The sequence below is a fragment of the Streptomyces lincolnensis genome (assembly GCF_001685355.1).
Lineage (GTDB): Bacteria > Actinomycetota > Actinomycetes > Streptomycetales > Streptomycetaceae > Streptomyces > Streptomyces lincolnensis.
In genome coordinates, this window is record NZ_CP016438.1 from 8451467 (window position 1) to 8470117 (window position 18651).

General features: G+C 73.0%; 18 protein-coding genes and 1 pseudogene. 14 read left to right on the forward strand and 5 right to left on the reverse strand.

Translation table 11 applies throughout. From position 1 onward, the window contains the following. Nucleotides 1–5 precede the first annotated feature (5 nt). Nucleotides 6–452, forward strand: a complete 447-nt coding sequence (locus SLINC_RS37280; protein ID WP_067442840.1) for a GNAT family N-acetyltransferase — start codon at nucleotides 6–8, stop codon at nucleotides 450–452. A gap of 13 nt (nucleotides 453–465) precedes the next feature. On the opposite strand, the gene SLINC_RS37285 is transcribed toward SLINC_RS37280, so the two are convergent. Beyond that, on the reverse strand, nucleotides 466–1239 hold the full coding sequence (locus SLINC_RS37285) for a CDP-alcohol phosphatidyltransferase family protein (protein ID WP_067442841.1): 774 nt from the start codon (nucleotides 1237–1239) through the stop codon (nucleotides 466–468). Between the two features lie 108 nt (nucleotides 1240–1347). Here SLINC_RS37285 and SLINC_RS37290 point away from each other — a divergent pair, with 108 nt between their 5' ends. From SLINC_RS37290 to SLINC_RS50285, 5 genes and pseudogenes are all read left to right on the forward strand, one after another. Next, on the forward strand, nucleotides 1348–2331 hold the full coding sequence (locus tag SLINC_RS37290; protein ID WP_067442842.1) for a zinc-dependent alcohol dehydrogenase: 984 nt from the start codon (nucleotides 1348–1350) through the stop codon (nucleotides 2329–2331). 116 nt (nucleotides 2332–2447) lie between these two features. Beyond that, nucleotides 2448–2846, forward strand: a complete 399-nt coding sequence (locus SLINC_RS37295; protein WP_067442843.1) for a 6-pyruvoyl trahydropterin synthase family protein — start codon at nucleotides 2448–2450, stop codon at nucleotides 2844–2846. Then, nucleotides 2843–4072, forward strand: coding sequence for a glycosyltransferase family 4 protein (locus SLINC_RS37300; protein ID WP_375141509.1), 1230 nt, complete (start codon nucleotides 2843–2845; stop codon nucleotides 4070–4072). The genes SLINC_RS37295 and SLINC_RS37300 overlap by 4 nt, the downstream gene beginning before the upstream one ends. Further along, nucleotides 4069–5145, forward strand: coding sequence for a class I SAM-dependent methyltransferase (locus SLINC_RS37305; RefSeq protein ID WP_067442844.1), 1077 nt, complete (start codon nucleotides 4069–4071; stop codon nucleotides 5143–5145). Before SLINC_RS37300 ends, SLINC_RS37305 begins: the two co-directional genes overlap by 4 nt. Then, nucleotides 5142–6731, forward strand: a pseudogene (locus tag SLINC_RS50285) (lysylphosphatidylglycerol synthase transmembrane domain-containing protein); the annotation flags it as partial. The gene SLINC_RS37305 and the pseudogene SLINC_RS50285, both read left to right, overlap by 4 nt. Before the next feature lie 170 nt (nucleotides 6732–6901). Here the strand turns inward: SLINC_RS50285 and SLINC_RS46620 are convergent. Then, nucleotides 6902–7687 (reverse strand): creatininase family protein, encoded by a 786-nt coding sequence (locus tag SLINC_RS46620; protein ID WP_079164926.1) that lies wholly within the window; start codon nucleotides 7685–7687, stop codon nucleotides 6902–6904. 38 nt (nucleotides 7688–7725) lie between these two features. On the opposite strand from SLINC_RS46620, the gene ribA reads away from it, so the two are divergent. The 5 genes from ribA to SLINC_RS37335 all read left to right on the forward strand — a co-directional run bounded on the left by ribA (nucleotide 7726) and on the right by SLINC_RS37335 (nucleotide 12824). Then, a complete protein-coding gene (gene ribA, locus SLINC_RS37315) occupies nucleotides 7726–8385 on the forward strand; it encodes a GTP cyclohydrolase II (RefSeq protein WP_067442845.1) in 660 nt (219 codons plus the stop codon). Between the two features lie 111 nt (nucleotides 8386–8496). Continuing rightward, nucleotides 8497–9477, forward strand: coding sequence for an ornithine cyclodeaminase family protein (locus SLINC_RS37320; RefSeq protein ID WP_067442846.1), 981 nt, complete (start codon nucleotides 8497–8499; stop codon nucleotides 9475–9477). Then, nucleotides 9474–10619, forward strand: coding sequence for an NAD(P)/FAD-dependent oxidoreductase (locus tag SLINC_RS37325; RefSeq protein WP_079164927.1), 1146 nt, complete (start codon nucleotides 9474–9476; stop codon nucleotides 10617–10619). Before SLINC_RS37320 ends, SLINC_RS37325 begins: the two co-directional genes overlap by 4 nt. After that, entirely contained in the window at nucleotides 10616–11677 is a 1062-nt protein-coding gene (locus SLINC_RS37330; RefSeq protein WP_067442847.1) for a saccharopine dehydrogenase, read from the forward strand. Before SLINC_RS37325 ends, SLINC_RS37330 begins: the two co-directional genes overlap by 4 nt. Then, nucleotides 11670–12824 carry a saccharopine dehydrogenase family protein gene (locus tag SLINC_RS37335; protein ID WP_067442848.1) on the forward strand — a complete coding sequence of 385 codons (1155 nt, stop codon included), beginning with the start codon at nucleotides 11670–11672 and terminating at the stop codon, nucleotides 12822–12824. The genes SLINC_RS37330 and SLINC_RS37335 overlap by 8 nt, the downstream gene beginning before the upstream one ends. Nucleotides 12825–12851: 27 nt before the next feature. Here SLINC_RS37335 and SLINC_RS37340 read toward each other — a convergent pair whose 3' ends face one another. Both SLINC_RS37340 and SLINC_RS37345 read right to left on the reverse strand, forming a co-directional pair. Beyond that, the gene (locus SLINC_RS37340) at nucleotides 12852–13865 is read right to left on the reverse strand and encodes a hypothetical protein (protein WP_067442849.1); all 1014 of its coding nucleotides are present in this window, start codon (nucleotides 13863–13865) and stop codon (nucleotides 12852–12854) included. A 240-nt stretch (nucleotides 13866–14105) separates the two neighbouring features. After that, the gene (locus SLINC_RS37345; protein ID WP_067442850.1) at nucleotides 14106–15335 is read right to left on the reverse strand and encodes a serine hydrolase domain-containing protein; all 1230 of its coding nucleotides are present in this window, start codon (nucleotides 15333–15335) and stop codon (nucleotides 14106–14108) included. A gap of 221 nt (nucleotides 15336–15556) precedes the next feature. Here SLINC_RS37345 and SLINC_RS37350 point away from each other — a divergent pair, with 221 nt between their 5' ends. The 3 genes from SLINC_RS37350 (at nucleotide 15557) to SLINC_RS37360 (ending at nucleotide 17189) form a co-directional block, all read left to right on the forward strand. Beyond that, nucleotides 15557–16000, forward strand: a complete 444-nt coding sequence (locus tag SLINC_RS37350) for a PPOX class F420-dependent oxidoreductase (RefSeq protein WP_067442851.1) — start codon at nucleotides 15557–15559, stop codon at nucleotides 15998–16000. A gap of 295 nt (nucleotides 16001–16295) precedes the next feature. Beyond that, nucleotides 16296–16706 (forward strand): VOC family protein, encoded by a 411-nt coding sequence (locus tag SLINC_RS37355; protein WP_067442852.1) that lies wholly within the window; start codon nucleotides 16296–16298, stop codon nucleotides 16704–16706. A gap of 48 nt (nucleotides 16707–16754) precedes the next feature. Next, on the forward strand, nucleotides 16755–17189 hold the full coding sequence (locus SLINC_RS37360) for a VOC family protein (RefSeq protein WP_067442853.1): 435 nt from the start codon (nucleotides 16755–16757) through the stop codon (nucleotides 17187–17189). A 106-nt stretch (nucleotides 17190–17295) separates the two neighbouring features. Here the strand turns inward: SLINC_RS37360 and SLINC_RS37365 are convergent, their stop codons facing one another. Next, nucleotides 17296–18636 (reverse strand): MFS transporter, encoded by a 1341-nt coding sequence (locus SLINC_RS37365; RefSeq protein WP_067442854.1) that lies wholly within the window; start codon nucleotides 18634–18636, stop codon nucleotides 17296–17298. Between the last annotated feature and the right edge of the window lie 15 nt (nucleotides 18637–18651).

An 18651-nucleotide genomic window follows, 5' to 3' on the forward strand; every position in this document is an offset into this window, starting at 1 on the left:
ACGGCATGGAGACCCAGGACGTCCGTGTGGAGCCTGCCGGGTCGGCGGACCAGGAACTGGTCGACGCCTTCGCCCGGATGCTGCCGCAGCTGTCGTCGACCGCCGCGCGGCTCGACCTCGCCGCGGTCGAGCGGATCCTGTCGTGCGACGCGAACACCGTGCTCGTCGCCCGCGCGGACGACCGGATCGTCGGCACCCTGACCCTCGTGATGTTCCCCGTCCCGTCCGGGCTGCGGGCCCGTATCGAGGACGTGGTCGTCGATCACGCGGCCCGCGGTCACGGAGTCGCCGGGCTGCTCACCCACGAGGCCCTGCGGCTGGCCCGGGAGGCCGGGGCCCGCACCGTCGACCTCACCTCCCGCCCGGACCGGGCGGCGGCGAACCGGGTGTACGAGCGGCTGGGCTTCCGGCAGAGGGAGTCGACCGTGTACCGGGTGCCGCTCAAGGGCTGAAGCCCACCGGCTCTCAGGACGCCGGGACCGGCTCCGCCACCAGCTCCAGCATCTCCGTCACGACGGCCCGCTCGGCCCGGTGCGTCCGCCACAGCCACAGCACGTCCCGGCCGAACGACCAGACCAGCGTGGCCAGGGCGACGGCGACGACGGCGAAGGTCGCCGCGTACGGCAGCAGACCCGACGCGGCCAGGAGCAGCAGCACCCCCTGGAGCGCGGCGACCGTCTTGCGGGCCGTGCTCGGCGGCAGTGGAGCGTTCAGCCACGTCCACGCCCGGGCCGCGGCGACGAAGCCGTAGCGCATGGCGCCGATCAGCAGGACCCACGGACCCAGCGACATCGACATGTACACGCTGAGCACCAGGATCAGGAACGCGTCGACCTCCATGTCGAAACGCGCGCCCAGCGGGGTCGAGGTGCCCGTGGCGCGGGCGACCTTGCCGTCCACGCCGTCCAGGATCAGCGCCACCGCCGTCAGACCGACGAACAGCGTCACCGGCGGCGAGCTCTCGAAGGAGTCGGCGACCAGCGCGGTCACCGCGCCGACCAGGGTCGCCCGGCCGAGCGTCACCCGGTTGGCGGGCCCGAAGGACCGCGGCCGGGTGCGGTGCAGCGCCCGGGAGAGCACCGCCCAGGTGGCGATGGCGAAGGCGAGGCCGGTCAGCCAGCCCGCCGGCCCCATGCCGATCGCCGTTCCGAGCAGGGCCAGCAACAGGATCTGGAGGCCCGCTCCCACCGCGGTCTCCTGCTGGACCAGCCTTGCCTCGTACGTGTTGTTCAGGGCCACCGCACATTCCTCCGGCCAGGTGACAGAGTCGATCAAGGCCGCGTACTGTGCGCGACCTGTGCACACCTCGGTACGTGAACAGCTTCCCGATCGTTCAGGAGGATGCCGATGAAGCGCACCGGACGCGCGTTCTGGCTCAGCTCTCCGGGCCAGGGCGAGATACGCCACGTGGCCCTGCCCGACCCCGCCGAGGACGAGGTGGTGGTCCGTTCGCTCTGCTCGGGGGTCAGCCGGGGCACGGAGACACTCGTGTTCCGCGGCGGGGTCCCCGAGAGCCAGTACGCGGCCATGCGGGCGCCCTTCCAGGAGGGTGATTTCCCGGGCCCGGTGAAGTACGGCTACCTCAGCGTCGGTGAGGTGGAGGAGGGGCCCGCGGCGCTCGTCGGCCGTACGGTCTTCTGCCTCTATCCGCATCAGACGCGCTACGTCGTCCCGGCGAGCGCGGTGACCGTCCTGCCGCCGGACGTGCCCGCCGAGCGGGCGATCCTCGCCGGCACCGTCGAGACCGCCGTGAACGCCCTGTGGGACGCGGCGCCCCTGGTGGGGGACCGGATCGCGGTGGTGGGCGGCGGCATGGTCGGCAGTTCGGTGGCCGCGCTGCTGGCCCGCTTCCCCGGCGTCCGCGTCCAGTTGGTCGACGCCGACCCCGCCCGCGCCGAGACCGCCGCGGCCCTCGGGGTCGACTTCGCCTCCCCCGCCGACGCCCGCGGCGACTGCGACCTCGTCGTCCACGCGAGCGCCACCGAGCAGGGACTCGCCCGCTCCCTCGAACTCCTCACGGCCGAGGGCACGGTCCTCGAACTGAGCTGGTACGGCGACCGGAAGGTGAGCCTCCCGCTCGGCGAGGCCTTCCACTCCCGACGGCTCGTCATCCGCAGCAGCCAGGTCGGCACCGTCTCCCCGGCCCGCCGCTCCAACCGCTCCTACGCCGACCGGCTCGCCCTCGCGCTCGACCTCCTCGCCGATCCGTCACTCGACGCGCTCATCACAGGGGAAAGCACGTTCGAGGAACTGCCGGAGGTGATGCCGAAACTGACCTCTGGGGAGATTCCGGCCCTGTGTCATCTCGTGAGGTACGACAAGAGCGCCTGACCTGAGAAAAGAGTGAGAGGCGGCTGAACACGGGGAAGCGAAGAGCCGTACTACACGGCATCCCCCGGAAGGGATCAGCAGGGGGACCAGACGCGCCGCACCTGGAGGGTCGTCCGTTGTTCAGCATCACCGTCCGCGATCACATCATGATCGCCCACAGCTTCCGCGGCGAGGTCTTCGGCCCCGCGCAGCGTCTGCACGGAGCGACGTTCCTGGTGGACGCCACCTTCCGGCGCGAGCAGCTGGACGACGACAACATCGTCGTCGACATCGGCCTGGCCACTCAGGAACTCGGTGCCGTCGTCAGCGAACTGAACTACCGCAACCTCGACAACGAGCCCGACTTCGCCGGAGTCAACACCTCCACGGAGTTCCTGGCCAAGGTCATCGCGGACCGGCTCGCCCAGCGCATCGAGAAGGGCGCCCTGGGTGAGGGCGCCAAGGGACTGGCGGGCCTCACGGTCACGCTGCACGAGTCGCACGTCGCCTGGGCGAGCTACGAGCGTGCCCTGTGACCGACGTGACGCTGGAGAAGATCGAGCGGGTCGAGAAGCCGATGCCGGGCGTACCGGGCGGCGTCGAGTCGCGGCTCGACTACCTGCCCGTACAGCACTCCGCCCTCAAGAACGCCGAGATCATCCCGATGTCCCTGCGCTCCGTGCACTTCGTCATGCCGGGCGGCGTCGACGACCCGACCGTGCCGAGCGGCGGCAACGCCTACGACCGGCGCGTGAGCCTGGACCTGGCCGGCTTCGGCTGGCAGGTGCACCAGCACGCGGTGCCCGGTGAATGGCCCCGCCCGTCGGCGGCGGCCCGCGCCGAACTCGCCCGCACGCTGCGGGACCTGCCCGACGGCACGATCGTCCTCCTGGACGGCCTCGTCGCCTGCGGGGTCCCCGAGATCGTGGTGCCCGAGACGGAGCGGCTGAGCCTCGCCGTCCTCGTCCACCTCCCGCTCGGCGACGAGACGGGACTGGACCCGGCGGCCGCGGCCGAACTGGACGCCAAGGAACGCGCCGTCCTGCGGGCCGTGCCCGCCGTCGTCGCCACCAGCGACTGGGCGGTCCGCCGCCTCGTCTCCCACCACGGGCTCGCCCCCGACCGGGTCCATGTCGCCGCCCCCGGCGCCGACATCGCCCCCCTCGCCCCCGGCACCGACGGCGTCTCCCGGCTGCTGTGCGTCGCCGCGGTGACCCCGCGCAAGGGCCAGCACCGGCTGATCGAGGCGCTGGCCACGGTGACCGAACTGCCGTGGAGCTGCGTCTGCGTCGGCGGACTCACCCACGACCCGCAGTACGTCGCGAGCCTGCGGGTCCTGATCAAGAAGTACGGCCTCCAGGACCGCCTGCACCTCGCGGGCCCCCAGGCCGGCGCCGAACTCGACGCCAGCTACCACGCAGCCGACCTCATGGTCCTCACCTCCTATGCCGAGACCTACGGCATGGCGGTGACCGAAGCCCTCGCCCGCGGCATCCCGGTGCTGGCCACCGATGTCGGCGGGCTGCCCGAGGCGGTCGGCCGCGCCCCCGACGGCGGGGTGCCCGGCATCCTCGTCCCGCCGGAGGACCCCGCCGCCCTCGCCGCCGAACTGCGAGGCTGGTTCGGCGAGGCGGACGTCAGACGGCGTCTGAAGGCCGCGGCCCGAGGGCGGCGGGCCGCCCTGGGCGGCTGGGCGGCCACGGCTCGCAGTCTGGCCGGAGTACTCGGCCGACTGCCGAGCGAACCCCGGAGGGTGGCATGAGGGAGACGGCGATGACTCAGCGGACGGGACGGATCCCGGCACAGCCCGGGCCCAGGGAGGCGGTGGAGCCGGTGCTCACGAATGCGGGGTCGGGCGGGGGTGCCGAGGCGGTCCCGGGGCAGGCCGGAGGGTCCTTCCTCAACCAGGCCGTCGGGACGGCCGACGCCGTCATCGCCGGGGCCGGGCCCGTCGTCCGCCTCGGTGAGCGGCCCACGGTGAAGCTGCGGGACGCGGGCCCCGACGACCCGCCGCGCTACGCCCCCGAGTGGCTGGAGCTGCGCGAGGGCCCCGACGCCGCGGCACGGGCGCACGACCTGCTCGACCCGCTGCGCATCCGGCTCGCCAACCTGCCGGGCAAGGCCGGGTTCGTCATCCACGACCTGGGCTGCGGCACGGGCTCGATGGGCCGCTGGCTGGCCTCCCGGATCGACGGCGCCCAGCACTGGATCCTGCACGACCGCGACCCCTACCTGCTGCACTTCGCCGCGGTGGCCTCCCCGCGCTCCGCGGCCGACGGCAGCCGCGTCACGGTCGAGACCCGGCGCGGCGACGTCGGCCGGCTCACCCCGGACGCCCTCGCCGGCGCCTCGCTGGTGACGGCCTCCGCGCTGCTCGACGTGCTCACCCGCGAGGAGATCGACACCCTCGCCGCGGCCTGCACCGGGGCCGGCTGCCCGGCGCTGCTGACGCTCTCCGTCGCCGGCCGCGTCGAACTCACCCCGTCCCACCCGATGGACGAGGAGATCGCCGAGGCCTTCAACGCCCACCAGCGGCGCGACGGACTGCTCGGCCCCGACGCGGTCACCGCGGCGTGCGAGGCGTTCTCCGAACGCGGCGCGACGGTACGGCTGCACCCGAGCCCCTGGCGGCTCGGCCCCGCCGAGTCCGAGCTGACGGCCCAGTGGCTGCGCGGCTGGGTCGGCGCGGCCGTCGAGGAGCGGCCCGAGCTGAAGGAGCGTGCGGAACCGTATCTGCGCGAGCGCCTCGAAGCCTGCGCGGCGGGGGAGTTGCGCGTCCTGGTCCACCACACCGACCTCCTCGCCCTGTCCCGTCCGACGGGCGGAGGGTCATGAGCGTGGAGACGGTCCGGGTACGGGCGGCCCGGCCCGGCGCCGGTACCGCGGCGCGACAGCGGATCGGGACGACCACGTCCCGCGCCAGGAAGAGCCAGCCCCGCGCGCGAAGCGCCGACGGGGCCGGGGCGACCGCCCCGTGGCGGGACACGACCGTCCGGGCGGCCGCACGACGTGCCGAGCGGCATCGAGCGGCCAGGGCGATCGCCCTCCCGGCCGTCAGGACCGCCCAACCGGACGAGCCGAGCACCGGGGCGCTCGGACAGGGCGACGGGGGCGCGGCGGCCGCTCCGGCGGTCGGCCGGGCCGGTCGGCCGGGTGAGTCGCGTGACGCCGGCCGCCTGCTCGCGGCGTCGCGCGAGAAGACCGCCGAGGCGGACGGGCCGCGCGGTCGGCAGATCGACGCCGACGCGGTGATCGCCTCAGCGTGCGAGCCGGACGCCGAGGCGGGTGAGCCGTCGGCCGAGGTGGACGCACGGCGGAACGCGTCGGCGCGAGGGCGTGTGGAACCGGTCGTGTTCGCGGTTCCCGTGGCGGAACTCGTGCCTGCGGCCGGGCCGTTCGCGGATCGGGCCGAGGCGATCGCCGCGCGGGCGGAACTGCTCGCCGCACGGAGCGCCTCGCACACCCACACCGGTGGGCCGCGCGGCGGTGCGGCCGTCTCCCCGGAGCGGATCGGTGTGATCGTGACGGGGACACGGGCCGACGCCGGTCCGAAGACGTCCGCCGCGTCCCCGTGGCGCACCGCGCTGCGCGGACTGCTCGCCGTGGTGAACTCCCGTGCCGTCCGCACCCACTTCGGCACCGTCGCGGGTGCCGTCATCCTCGCCGTACTGCTGTGGCGCCTCGGCACCGGCGTGTTCGTGGACGGACTGCGGCGGATCGACGGGGCGACGCTCCTTGTGGCCCTCGGGATCGGCCTTGTCACCACCGTGTTCAGCGCCTGGCGCTGGGCGCTGGTGGCCCGCGGCCTGGGCATCCGGCTGCCGCTCGCACCCGCCGTCGCCGACTACTACCGCGCGCTGTTCCTCAACGCGGCGCTGCCCGGCGGCGTCCTCGGCGACGTCCACCGCGCGGTCCGGCACGGGCAGAGCACCGGCGACCTCGGACGCGGTGTCCGCTCCGTCGTCCTGGAACGGGCCGCGGGACAGCTCGTGCTGGCCGGCGTCGGCGTGACGGTCCTGCTGACGCTGCCGTCGCCCGTACGGGCCGACGCGCGCAGCCTCGCCCCGCTCGTCGCCCTCTCGGCCCTGGGCGCGCTCGCGGTCGTCGTGGCCCTCCGCATGAACCGGCCGCCCTCGCGCCGCGGACGGGCGCTGCGCGCCACACTCGCCGAGGCCCGCGAGGGGCTGCTGTCCCGCCGTAACCGGACCGGCGTCGCCGTGTCCTCGACGGTCGTCCTCGCCGGCCACCTCGGCATGTTCGTCGTCGCCGCCCGGGTCACCGGCTCCGCCGCCTCCGTCGCCGTCCTGCTGCCCCTCGCGGTGCTCGCCCTGCTCGCCATGAGCCTGCCGCTCAACGTCGGCGGCTGGGGCCCACGCGAGGGCGTCACCGCCTGGGCGTTCGGCGCCGCGGGCCTCGGCGCGAGCAACGGCCTCGCGGTCGCGGTGGTGTACGGCGTGCTCAGCTTCGTGGCCGCCCTGCCGGGGGCCGCCGTGCTGGTCGCCCGCTGGTACACAGGCCTGCGCGGGGCGAAGGCCGGGGCCCGGACCGCCGTGACGGATCCGGAGCCCGGCCGGGCACCGGCGGACGACGACTACCCGCGCTCGGCTTCCCCGGCGCTCTCCGGCGCCGCCGAAGTGAGGATCGAGAAATACGTCGCGAAGGAATCGGCGAGGCTCGCCAGCAGTTCCTTCCCTTTTTCCGCGGACCCCAGGGAAGGACGGCCGATGACGCCCGAATCGGTATAGGCGGACATCCCGACGGACAACAGATGACGGCGGTCGTCCGCGATGAAATCGGCCGACTCGTAACCGGGCCGGACCATTTCGGGATGGGCGTGCAGAAGGATGGAGGTCTCGATTTCCCCCGCGTGCATGTCGGTGAGCAGCGAGGTCGCCACCCCGGCCCGCTCCCGCGCCGCCTCCCAGTCCTCCGGGGCCGGGAACAGAGCCATCCGCTCACCGCGCGCGGACGACTCCTGAACGGCGTTGCCCAGGACGTAGTTCCCGCCGTGTCCGTTGACCAGCACCAGGGCCTCGACGCCCGAGCGGCGCAGTGACGCCGCTATGTCCCGTACCACCGCGTGAAGGGTCACGGAGGAGATGCTGACGGTTCCCGGCCAGGCCGCGTGCTCGTGCGAGCAGGCGATGGTCACCGGCGGAAGGAGATGCACCGGGTACGCGCCGGCGATCTCCCGGGCGATGGCGCAGGCGACCAGCGTGTCGGTCGCCAACGGCAGGTACCGACCGTGCTGTTCGAAGCTGCCGACCGGAAGAACGGCCACCTGGGATGAGACGCCCGCGCCTCGTGTCCGTACGTCTTCGGTAGTGTCCGCCGGCACCAGACCGTACGCCGCCGACCGTATTCCCGAACCACTCATCTTTTCACGGCCTTTCGTCTCTGCTTAGGAAACAGATCATGACAGAAAAAATTGGCGTGCTCGGCAAGAAGTCATCACAGCGCACGGGTGTGGAACGCGTCGTGAATGCCCCGCTGCCCACCGTGTACGGGAAATTCCAGGCGGTCGGGTATCTCGATCACGACCGCGGCGACGAACAAGTGGCCCTGGTCTACGGCGAGATCGGCACGGACGAGGTGCTCACCCGGCTGCATTCCGAGTGCCTGACCGGTGACGCGTTCGGCTCCCAGCACTGCGAGTGCGGCGACCAGCTGGCCTCCGCGCTGCGCGCCGTGGCCGCCGAGGGCGCCGGCGTCGTCGTCTACCTCCGCGGTCACGAGGGCCGCGGCATCGGGCTGCTCGCCAAGCTGCGTGCGATGGCCCTCCAGGCGGAGGGTCTGGACACCGTCGAGGCGAACCTCGCGCTCGGTCTGCCCGTGGACGCCCGCGACTACGGCGTCGCCGCCGGGATCCTGCACGACCTGGGTGTGAACTCGGTCCGGCTCATGTCCAACAACCCGCGCAAGCGCGAGGCGCTGGTGCGGCACGGCATCCGGGTCGCCGAGACGGTCCCGCTGCTGATACCGCCGTGCGAGAACAACATCACCTACCTGCGGACCAAGCGGGAACGGCTGGACCACCATCTGCCCCACCTGGACGCGGTCGTCAGCTCCTCCTGAACTCCCCGGCCCGCGGCGGCCACCCCGGTGCCACACACCGGCACCGGCCGCCGCGGGCGGAGCGCCGCCGACGGGCATACAGGTGGCCCCCGCGTGGGAAGGGAACACGGGGTGACCGACGACATCCTCTTCCTCGCCGCCGACCGGGTCGAGCAGCTCCTCGACCGCGACACCGCGATCAGGTCCCAGCGCGCCGCCTTCACCGCGCTCGGCCGGCAGGAGGCGGACCTGCCGGCGAAGATCATGCACCCCAGCCGCTTCGACGACAGCGTCGTCTTCGCCTACCTCTCCCGGCTGTCCGCGGACAGCGGAGCCGTCGCGAAGATCGGCAGCGTCAACCCCGGCAACGCGGCGGCCGGACTGCCGACCGTCCACGCCGTGATCACCGTGCTCGACCCGCTGACCGGCCGACTCGCCGCCGTCCTGGACGGCACGGCGGTGACCACCCTGCGCACGGCCGCCGCCAGCGCCGTCGCCGTCGACGCACTGGCCCGCCCCGACGCCGTGGACCTGGCGATCCTCGGCTCCGGCACCCAGGCCCTCGCCCACGCGCGGGCCATCGCCCGGGTACGGGAGGTGAAGTCCGTACGGCTGTGGAGCCCCACCCCCGCACACCGCGCCCGCGCCGCCGAGACCCTGGCCGCCGAACTGGACCTGCCCGTCGAACCGACCACGACCGCCGAGGCCGCCGTGACCGGGGCCTCCGTCGTCGCGGCCTGCACGCTCAGCACCACACCCGTGGTGCGCGGGCGGTGGCTGGCCGACGGCTGCACCGTCGTCAGCGTGGGCTCGTTCGAGCCCGGCCGCAGCGAGGTGGACGCCGAGGTCCTCCGGCGGGCCGTAGCCCGCGGAGCCGTCGTGGTCGACGACCCCGAGACCGCCGCGCACCACGCGGGGCCCGTCGTGGACGCCCTGCGGGAAGGAGTGCTGACCATGGAAGACCTGGTTCCACTGGGTGCCGTGCTCACCGGACGGCGCCGGGCCCGCACCGGGCCCGAGGACGTCGTCCACTACAACAGCGTCGGCCTCGGCGTCCAGGACGCTGCCGTCGCCTGGGCCGTGGTCGAGGCGGCCAGGGGAGCGGCCCGGTGATCGCCCGCGCCGGTGTCGTCGTCATCGGCGGTGGGGTGATGGGCACCAGCATCGCCTGCCACCTGGCCCGCGCCGGGGTGCGGGACGTGGTCCTGATCGAACGCGACGAACTCGCCGCCGGTTCCACCTCCAAAGCGGCCGGCGGGGTACGGGCGCAGTTCTCCGACGAGCTCAACATCCAGCTCGGCGCGCGCAGTCTGGAGGCGTTCGGGCGGTTCGAGGAGGAGACCGGCCAGCACATCGGGCTGCACCGGGTCGGCTATCTGTTCCTGCTGTCCACACCGGAGGAGGTCGCCTCCTTCGAGGCGGGCGTGCGCCTCCAGAACTCCCTCGGCGTGCCCAGCCGCATGATCGACCCCGCCGAGGCCCGCCGGCTCTCCCCGCTGATCAGCACCGACGGGCTCCTCGCGGCCGCGTTCTCGCCCGACGACGGCCACTGCACCCCCGAGTCCGTCGTCCACGGCTACGCGGCCGACGCCCGCCGGCACGGTGCGCGGATCCTGCGGCACACCGAGGTCACCGGCATCGAACGGCACGGCGACACCATCACGGCCGTGGCGACGACCCTGGGCCGGATCGCCACCGACACGGTGATCTGCGCGGCCGGCGCCTGGTCGCGGGCGGTCGGCGCGATGGCCGGCGTGGACCTGCCGGTGCGGCCGCTGCGCCGGCAGATCGCGGTCACCGAACCCGTCGAGGGGCTGCCGCCCCGCCTGCCCATGACCATCGACTTCACCAGCAGCCTCTACTTCCACTCCGAGGGTCCCGGACTCCTCGTCGGGATGTCCGACCCCGACGAGCGGCCCGGCTTCGCCACCGACACCCACGACCGCTGGATACCCCGGCTGGGCGCGGCGATGGAACACCGCGCCCCCGCCCTGCTGAACCTGCGCCGCACGGGCGGCTGGGCGGGCCTGTACGAGAACACCCCCGACCACAACGCCCTGATCGGCGAGGCGACTTCGGTCTCCCGCTTCCTGTACGCGACGGGCTTTTCCGGCCACGGTTTCCTCCAGGGACCCGCCGTCGGCGAAGTCGTCCGCGACCTGTACCTCGGCCGCGTACCCTTCGTGGATGTCAGCCCCTTGAGCGCCGGCCGGTTCGCGGCCGACGCCCCGCGCCCGGAGGCCAACCTGGTATGACCGAGCTTCATCTGTGGCTGCGCCACGAAGCCCGTACCACCGAGCGGCGCACGCCGCTCGTGCCGTCCGACGCCCGGCGGCTCGTCGACGCCGGAGTGACCCTCACCGTCGAGCAGTCCCCGCAGCGGATCTTCCCCGCCGAGGAGTACGAGGCGGCCGGCTGCCGGACCGCACCGGCCGGCTCCTGGGTGACGGCACCCGCGGACGCCGTCGTCCTCGGCCTGAAGGAACTCCCCGACGAACCCGCCGAGTTGCGGCACCGGCACATCTTCTTCGGGCACGCCTACAAACGGCAGCCGGGAGCCGCCGGACTGCTGCGGCGGTTCGCCGCCGGGGGCGGCACGCTCCTCGACCTCGAATACCTCGTGGACGACGGCGGCCGCAGACTCGCCGCGTTCGGATACTGGGCCGGATACCTGGGCGCGGCCCTGGCCGTGCTCCAGCACCGGGGCAGACTGGACGCGCCCCTCACGCCCACCGCGCACGAGGAGCTGGAGGAACGCCTCAGGCCCGTCGCCGGGGACGAGGCGTTCACGGCCCTGGTCATCGGGGCCCTGGGCCGCAGCGGCCGGGGCGCGCGCGTCGCGCTCCACACCGCCGGGGTCGAGCCGACCTGCTGGGACCTCGACGAGACCAGGAACCTGGACCGTCCGGCCCTGCTCGCCCACGACCTGCTGGTGAACTGCGTCCTCGCCACCACCCCCGTCCCGCCCTTCGTCCGCGAGGCGGATCTGGACGAGCCCGCCCGCCGCCTGCGCACCCTCTCCGACGTCACCTGCGACGTCGGCTCGCCCCTGAACGTCCTGCCGGTCTACGACCGCACCACCGAGTGGACCGACCCCGTCCGCCGGCTGCACAAGGAACCCCCGCTCGACCTCATCGCCATCGACAACCTGCCGTCCCTGCTCCCGCGGGAGTCCAGCGTCGACTTCTCGGCCTCCCTGCTTCCCCCACTGCTGGACTTCTCGACCGGCGGCGCCTGGGGACGCTGCCGCGACCGGTTCCACCAGGCCCGCCGTGAACTCGGCATCGAGGAAGGTGAGTCCCGCCATGTCTGACCCGGTTCCCGCGAGCGGTACCGTCCACTGGATCGGCGCGGGCCTGTCCACCGGCAGCGGTCTGGCCGCCCTGTGCGAGGCGGCCGACCGGGTACGGCTGTGGCACCGCACCGGGCCCCGCGCCGCCGAGGCCCTCGACGCGCTCGGCCTCACCGGCCGCGCCGAGCCGCGCGCGTACGATCCGGACGCCCTGACGGCCGAACTGGCCCCCGGAGACGTGGTGGTGTCGATGCTGCCGGCCACCGAACACCCCGCACTGCTGGCCCTCTGCGTACAAGAGCGGGCGCACTTCGCCTGCTCCAGCTATGTGTCCGACGCCGTCCTGGAGCAGGTGCCCGAGGCCCGGGCGGCCGGCGTCGTCGTGCTCACCGAGGCCGGTCTCGATCCGGGCATCGACCATCTCTTCGCGCACAGCCTGGTCGCCCGGGCCCGCACCGCGATCGGCGACGACACGGCGGCCTCGTACAGCCTCACCTCCTACTGCGGCGGCGTCCCCGCCGAACCGAACGACTTCCGCTACCGCTTCAGCTGGGCCCCCTTCGGAGTGCTCAACGCCCTGCGCTCGCCCGCCCGTTACATCGACGACGGCTCCGAGACCACCGCCGAGCGGCCCTGGGAGGCGACCCGGCGACACGTCGTCGACGGGGAGGCCTTCGAGGTGTACCCCAACCGCGACAGCGTGCCCTTCGTCGAGCAGTACGGCCTGCCGGCCGGCTGGAAGCCGCGGACCTTCGTGCGCGGCACCCTGCGTCTGGACGGCTGGCTACGGGCCTGGGACGACGTCTTCGCCGAGCTGAGGGTGGGCGACGACACCCGGATCGCCGCCCTGGCCCGGGAACTGGCCGCCGCATACCCGACGACGGACGCCGACCGCGACCGTGTCGTCCTCGCCGTCTCCCTGGACGTGCACGCCGGGCCCGACCGGACCTGGTCGGGCGCCTACCTGCTGGACCTGGTGGGCGACCCGGACGAGAGCGCGATGGCACGCTGTGTCTCGCGCACCCTCGCCCTCGGCGTCCGCCACGTCCTCGACGGCTCCCTCCCGCCCGGCCTGAACCGGGCCGCGGAGACGGCGGCCCGCTCCGAGGAGTGGCTCGGCGAACTCTCCCGCGAGGGCGTCCACTTCACGCTCCGCATCGACCAGTAGAAAGCAGCCGCCGGTCGGCGGGAGCCGTCAGTGGACGGGAACCGCCCGGGGTCCGACCGGAGTCAGATGTGCGGAGATCACCCACAGGAGGCACAGGTCGAAGACCAGCTCCGTGACCGACGCGAACTGGTTGGCCGTGAACTTGAATATCTGACCGACGAGGATGTCGACGAGGAGCGCGGCGCGCAGCAGCCGCAACCCGGTCGGCCGGTCCGCGCGCAGGCGTATCAGTCCGGCGGCCCCGAGAACGGCCGAGGCCACCGCGCTCACCAGGATGCCCATCAGCGCACCGCGCTGCGGCTCGTACGCCAGGTCGCCGCCGAGGCCCGCGACGGTCAGCCAGACGGCGAACAGCAGCGCCTCGGTGAGCACGCAGACCACGGCGAGTGTGAGCGCCAGCCGGTGGCCCGCCGCCCGCCGCAGCGCGCCCCGGACCCGCGCCGCCCCCGGACGGAGGCGCTCCCAGCGGCTCGGTTCACGCTCGGGCAGCGCCGCCAGCAGCCGTAGCAGCGCCTCGTCGGTCTCGCTCCGCCCGCCCTCGACCAGGCCTGTCGCCGCCTGCCGCTGGGCTGCGGTGAGCCCGGACGCCACGCCCGTCAGAGCGAGGTCGGCGGCCCGCGCGGTGCGTTGCTCCGGGGTGAGGTCGGTGCGGCCGCGCAGGAGCCGAGGGAGGAGCAGGAGCAGTGCGAAGGTCAGGTAGATGATGCCGGCGGCCGGGCGGTAGAAGTAGCCCGGCTCGTCGGTGATCTGCTTGCCCACCTCGTCGATGAACAGCCCGAACCCGATCCCTCCCACGACGGCGCAGGACAGACGCGCGGTCCGCCCGAGGAAGCCCAGCGCGACCAGGGTCGCCGCCATCATCAGCAGCCCGCCCCACAGCATGTGGGCGATGTGCAGCCGGCCGCCCCCGCCCAGCCGGGGATACCCCGCCAGGGCCAGGAAGGCGCGGGTGACCAGCACGGTCGCTATGCCGGACAACGCGAACAACCGCAGATGCGCGGTCGCCCCGGTCGCCCCGACCAATCCACGCCTGCCCCGCATCGCGTCCCCCGTCCCCCGACGGCCACCGCTCCCCTGCCGAGCGGCGGCCTTCCCAAGTCGCCCCTCCAGGCTGGCAGGACAGGGACCGGCAATGATCGGGGATGACCCTGAGACGACCCGGAGCCGAGCCCTGATCCGGAGCCGAGCGCTGATCTGCTGCCGACCGGAGGGCCCTCGACCGGAGCGACCTCGACCGGACCGGACCGGCCTGGACCGAACCGGCCCCGCCCGAAACCACCCCTAGTCGACAACCGCCTCGTGCAGCAACCGCTTGAGCTCCGGATACAGCGCCAGGGAGCTCTTCGGCCGCAGTTGGGTCATGAACTGCACGGTCAGGTCGCGGCTGGGATCCACCCAGAACGTCGTGGTCGCCACGCCGCTCCAGCCGTACGTGCCGAGCCCCGCGGGGGCGTTCGTGCGGGTCGGGTCGATCACCACGGAGACGCTGAGGCCGAAGCCCAAGCCGTCGTTGCCGGGTTCGTCGTGCGCGGGTTTGCTGCCGACCGTGCGCAGGTCGGCGCCGCCGGGAAGGTGGTTGGAGGTCATCAGGTCGACCGTCTCGGGCGCGAGGAGACGGACGCCGTCGAGTTCGCCGCGGCGGCGGAGCAGCTCCATGAAGCGGTGCACGTCGTGGGCGGAGGCCACCATCCCGCCGCTGCCGGACAGGAACCGCGGCCGTCCGCGCAGTGGCAGCCCCGGGATCGGCTCGATGCCGCCGGCGTCGGCGTCGCCGTACAGCTCGGCGAGCCGGGGCGCCTGGTCGTCGGTGAGGCGGAATCCCGCGTCGGTCATCTTGAGCGGCCCGAAGATCCGCTCGGCGAAGAACGTGTCGAGCGGTTGTCCGGACACCACCTCGATGATCCGGCCGAGCACGTTGGAGGCGACCGAGTAGTTCCACTGGGTGCCCGGTTCGAACTGGAGCGGCAGGCTCGCGTACACGTCGACCGTCTCCGCGAGGGTGGAGCCCGGGACGACCGACGAGTCCAGGTTCGCCGCGCGGTACAGGGCGTCCACCGGGTGGGAGTGGTAGAAGGCGAAGGTCAGGCCCGAGGTGTGGGTCATCAGATGCCGTACCCGTATCGGGCCGTCGGCGGGGCGGGTCACCATGTCGGCGCCGGATCCCTCGACGTACACCCGCGGTTCGGCGAAGGCCGGCAGATGACGCTCGACCGGGTCGTCCAGCGACAGGCGGCCCTCCTCGACCAGGAGGAGGGCTGCGACGGCGGTGACCGGCTTGGTCATGGAGTAGATACGCCACAGGGTGTCGGGCTCGACGGGCAGTCCGGCGGCGATGTCGCGGCGACCGTGTGTGGTGAGGTGGGCGACGCGTCCGTGGCGTGCGACGGACACCAGGAAGCCGGGCAGCCGCCCCTCGTCCACGAAGTGGGCGGCGTGCTGGTCGAGGCGGTCCAGCGCCTTCGGATCCAGCCCGACCTCACTCGGGTCCACCTCTTGCCGCAGCTGTGCCATCGCTCTCCTCCGTCATGTTCCACCAGGCGTCCGGCCAACTCGCCGGGACCGCCTCGGACATCATCGTCGCGCAGGAACGGTGGTTCGGTCCCCCGCATCATGATGATCGTCACGTGCGAGGCCCGAGCGCCCCGGCAGCGTACGGGCCACCACCGCCCCGGCCATGGCCGGCACTGTCCACGACGGGAATGCGCGAGGCGCGCGAGCCTGTTGACCGAGGCATGACTCAGGACGCGAACGAGGACGCACTGCTCCGGCTGCTCTCCGCGGGCCACAGCGGGGTGCTGGTCACCCTCAAGCGCGACGGCCGGCCCCAGCTGTCGAACGTCACCCACGTCTACTACCCCGACGAGCGGATCCTCCGGGTCTCGATCACCGACGACCGCGCCAAGACCCGCAACCTGCGCCGCGACCCCCGGGCCTCGTACCACGTCACCAGCGCCGACCGGTGGGCGTACACGGTCGCCGAGGGCACGGCCGACCTCACCCCGGTCGCGAAGGACCCGCACGACGAGACGGTGGAGGAGCTCATCCGTCTCTACCGGGACGCCCAGGGAGAACACCCGGACTGGGACGACTACCGGACCGCGATGGTCCGTGACCGCCGGCTGGTGCTGCGGCTGAACGTCGAGCGGGCCTACGGCATCCCCGAGCGGCACGCGTGACCGCGCGGGCCGCGCGCCCCGGCCGCCCCTGAATTCGGCCGGGGTGCGCGGTGGTCCGTGCGAGGAGTCGGCGCGACGCGAAATCGCGCGACGGGGCGGTTCGCGGTGCTGTTCGTTCTCTTCCGCGTTGTTCTTTTCTGCTCGTTCGCGCCGATGTTCTTGCCGGAAACGTCATCTGTCAACGGGGTGCGGTCGCGTGGAGCGGTCCTACGACCCGGGGAGCAGGGCGGATGGCCGATGTGCCGACGGCCGGTGGCTGCCTACGCTGGCCGGCACACCGAGGGAAGAGGAGACCATGCCCGTCGACGGCCGCAGTCACATCCGTATCGCCCGCCCGTCCCGTGATCTGGCCGCCGCCGAACGCTTCTGGGCCGAGGGGCTCGGCCTGGGCGTCGTCTGGAGGGCCGAGGGCGGCGCCGAACCCGGCGGGCACGACCTGCTGATGCTCGGCTGGCCGGACGCCGACTGGCACCTGGAACTCGTCCACGAACCCGCCCGCCCGGTGGAGCCCCGCCCAACCGAGGAGGACCTCCTCGTCGTCTACGTCGACGGACCGGTCCCGGACGACCTGGTGACCCGGCTGGAACGCCACGGCGGCAAGCGGGTCCCGTCGCCCAACCCCTACTGGAACGAGTGGGGCGTCACCGTCGAGGACCCGGACGGGTACCGGCTGGTGCTGTGCACGCGCGGCTGGTCGAACGCCTAGCGAGGTGCGGACGGCCCGAGTGTCAGCGCCGCGCAGTACGGTCCTGACATGCCGACCGAGATCTCTCTGACCCTCGACTGCACGGACGCGCGACTCCTCGCCGCGTTCTGGAAGACGGCTCTCGGCTATGTCGACGAGCCGCCACCCCCTCCCTTCGCCACGCGCGAGGAGTGGCGCGCCCAGTTCGACCTGCCGGAGGACGACTCGGCGGACGACGCCGCCTGGCTCTGTGATCCCGAGGGCGTCGGCCCCCGCCTGTCCCTCCTCAAGGTCCCCGAGCCGAAGACGGCGAAGAACCGGCTGCACATGGATGTCAGGGTGCCGGGCCACGGCAGCCCGGCCGAGCGCTGGGCGCGGATCGGGGCGGAGTCCGAGCGGCTGGTGAAGGCGGGCGGATCCGTTCTGGAGGAGTTCGACGGACACCACATCGTGATGGCCGACCCCGAGGGCAACGAGTTCTGCGTGGCCGCGACCGCCGCCTGACGAGCGAAGCCACCCCTCGGGCCGGAGCCCACGGATACGCCCGAGCCCCCGGCCGTCACGGCGTCCGGGGGCTCTGAGAGGGCCCGAAGAGGGAGAGCGGAGCGGATCAGGCCGACACCGCCTCCCGCCGCGCCGCCTCACCGGAGGCGCGCTCGCCCAGGAGCTCCGTCGGCACCTTGTGGGTCTCGCGTGCCGTGATGGCGGCGATCACCGGCGGGACGCACAGGGCCGCGGTGAACAGGGCCACCGCCGACCAGTCGTCGCCGTCCGGACCCGCGATCTGCGCGGCGAAGGTGACCGCGAACCCGGCCACGGCGAAGCCGATCTGCGTGCCGATGGCCATGCCGGACAGCCGGACCTTGGTGGTGAACATCTCGCCGTAGAAGGAGGGCCACACGCCGTTCGCGGCGCTGTAGACGACACCGAAGGTGACGATGCCGAGGAACAGGGTCAGCGCGTAGGAGCCCGTCGAGATGGACCACAGGTAGAGGAACATCATCACGGCGCTGCCGACGGAGCCGACGAGGAACACCGGGCGGCGGCCGATGCGGTCCGACAGCGTGGCCCACAGCGGGATCGCGGCGAGTGCGACGAGGTTGGCGAGCGCCCCCACCCACAGCATCGACGAGCGGGACATCCCCACCGCGTCACTGGTCGCGTACGACAGGGCCCACACCGTGAAGATCGTGCTGACCGAGGCGATCAACGCGCCGCCGATCACCCGCAGGACGTCCGCCCAGTGCTCACGCAGCAGGATCGCCAACGGCAGCCGGACGACACCCTCGGAGGCGGTCTGCTGCTCGAAGACCGGGGTCTCCTCCAACTTGCGGCGGATGACGTAACCGACGACGGCGACCGCGATGCTCATCCAGAACGGCACCCGCCAGCCCCAGGACAGCAGCTGGTCCTCGGGCAGCGCGGCGACGGGGATGAAGACCAGCGTGGCGAGCAGCTGGCCGCCCTGGGTGCCGCTGAGCGTGAAGCTGGTGAAGAAGCCGCGCCGGTTGGGGGGTGCGTGCTCCAGGGTCATGGAGTTGGCGCTGGCCTGCTCACCGGCGGCCGAGATGCCCTGGAGCACCCGGCACAGCACCAGCAGGACCGGAGCCAGGGTGCCGACCTGGTCGCGGGTGGGCAGGCAGCCGATGAGGAACGTCGACAGGCCCATCAGGATCAGCGTGAACACCATGATCTTCTTGCGGCCGAGCTTGTCGCCGTAGTGCCCGAGGAAGAGCGCGCCGACCGGCCGGGCCGCGTAGGCCACACCGAACGTGGCCAGCGACAGCAGGGTCGCGGTGGCCGGGTCCGACTCGTCGAAGAAGACGTCCGGGAAGATCAGCGCGGCGGCGCTGCCGTAGATGAAGAAGTCGTAGTACTCCAGTGCGCTGCCGATCCAGGCGGCGGTCGCCGCCTTCTTCGGCTGGCCGGCAGGTGCTGGGGCGACGGACACGGCGTGCTCCTTCGA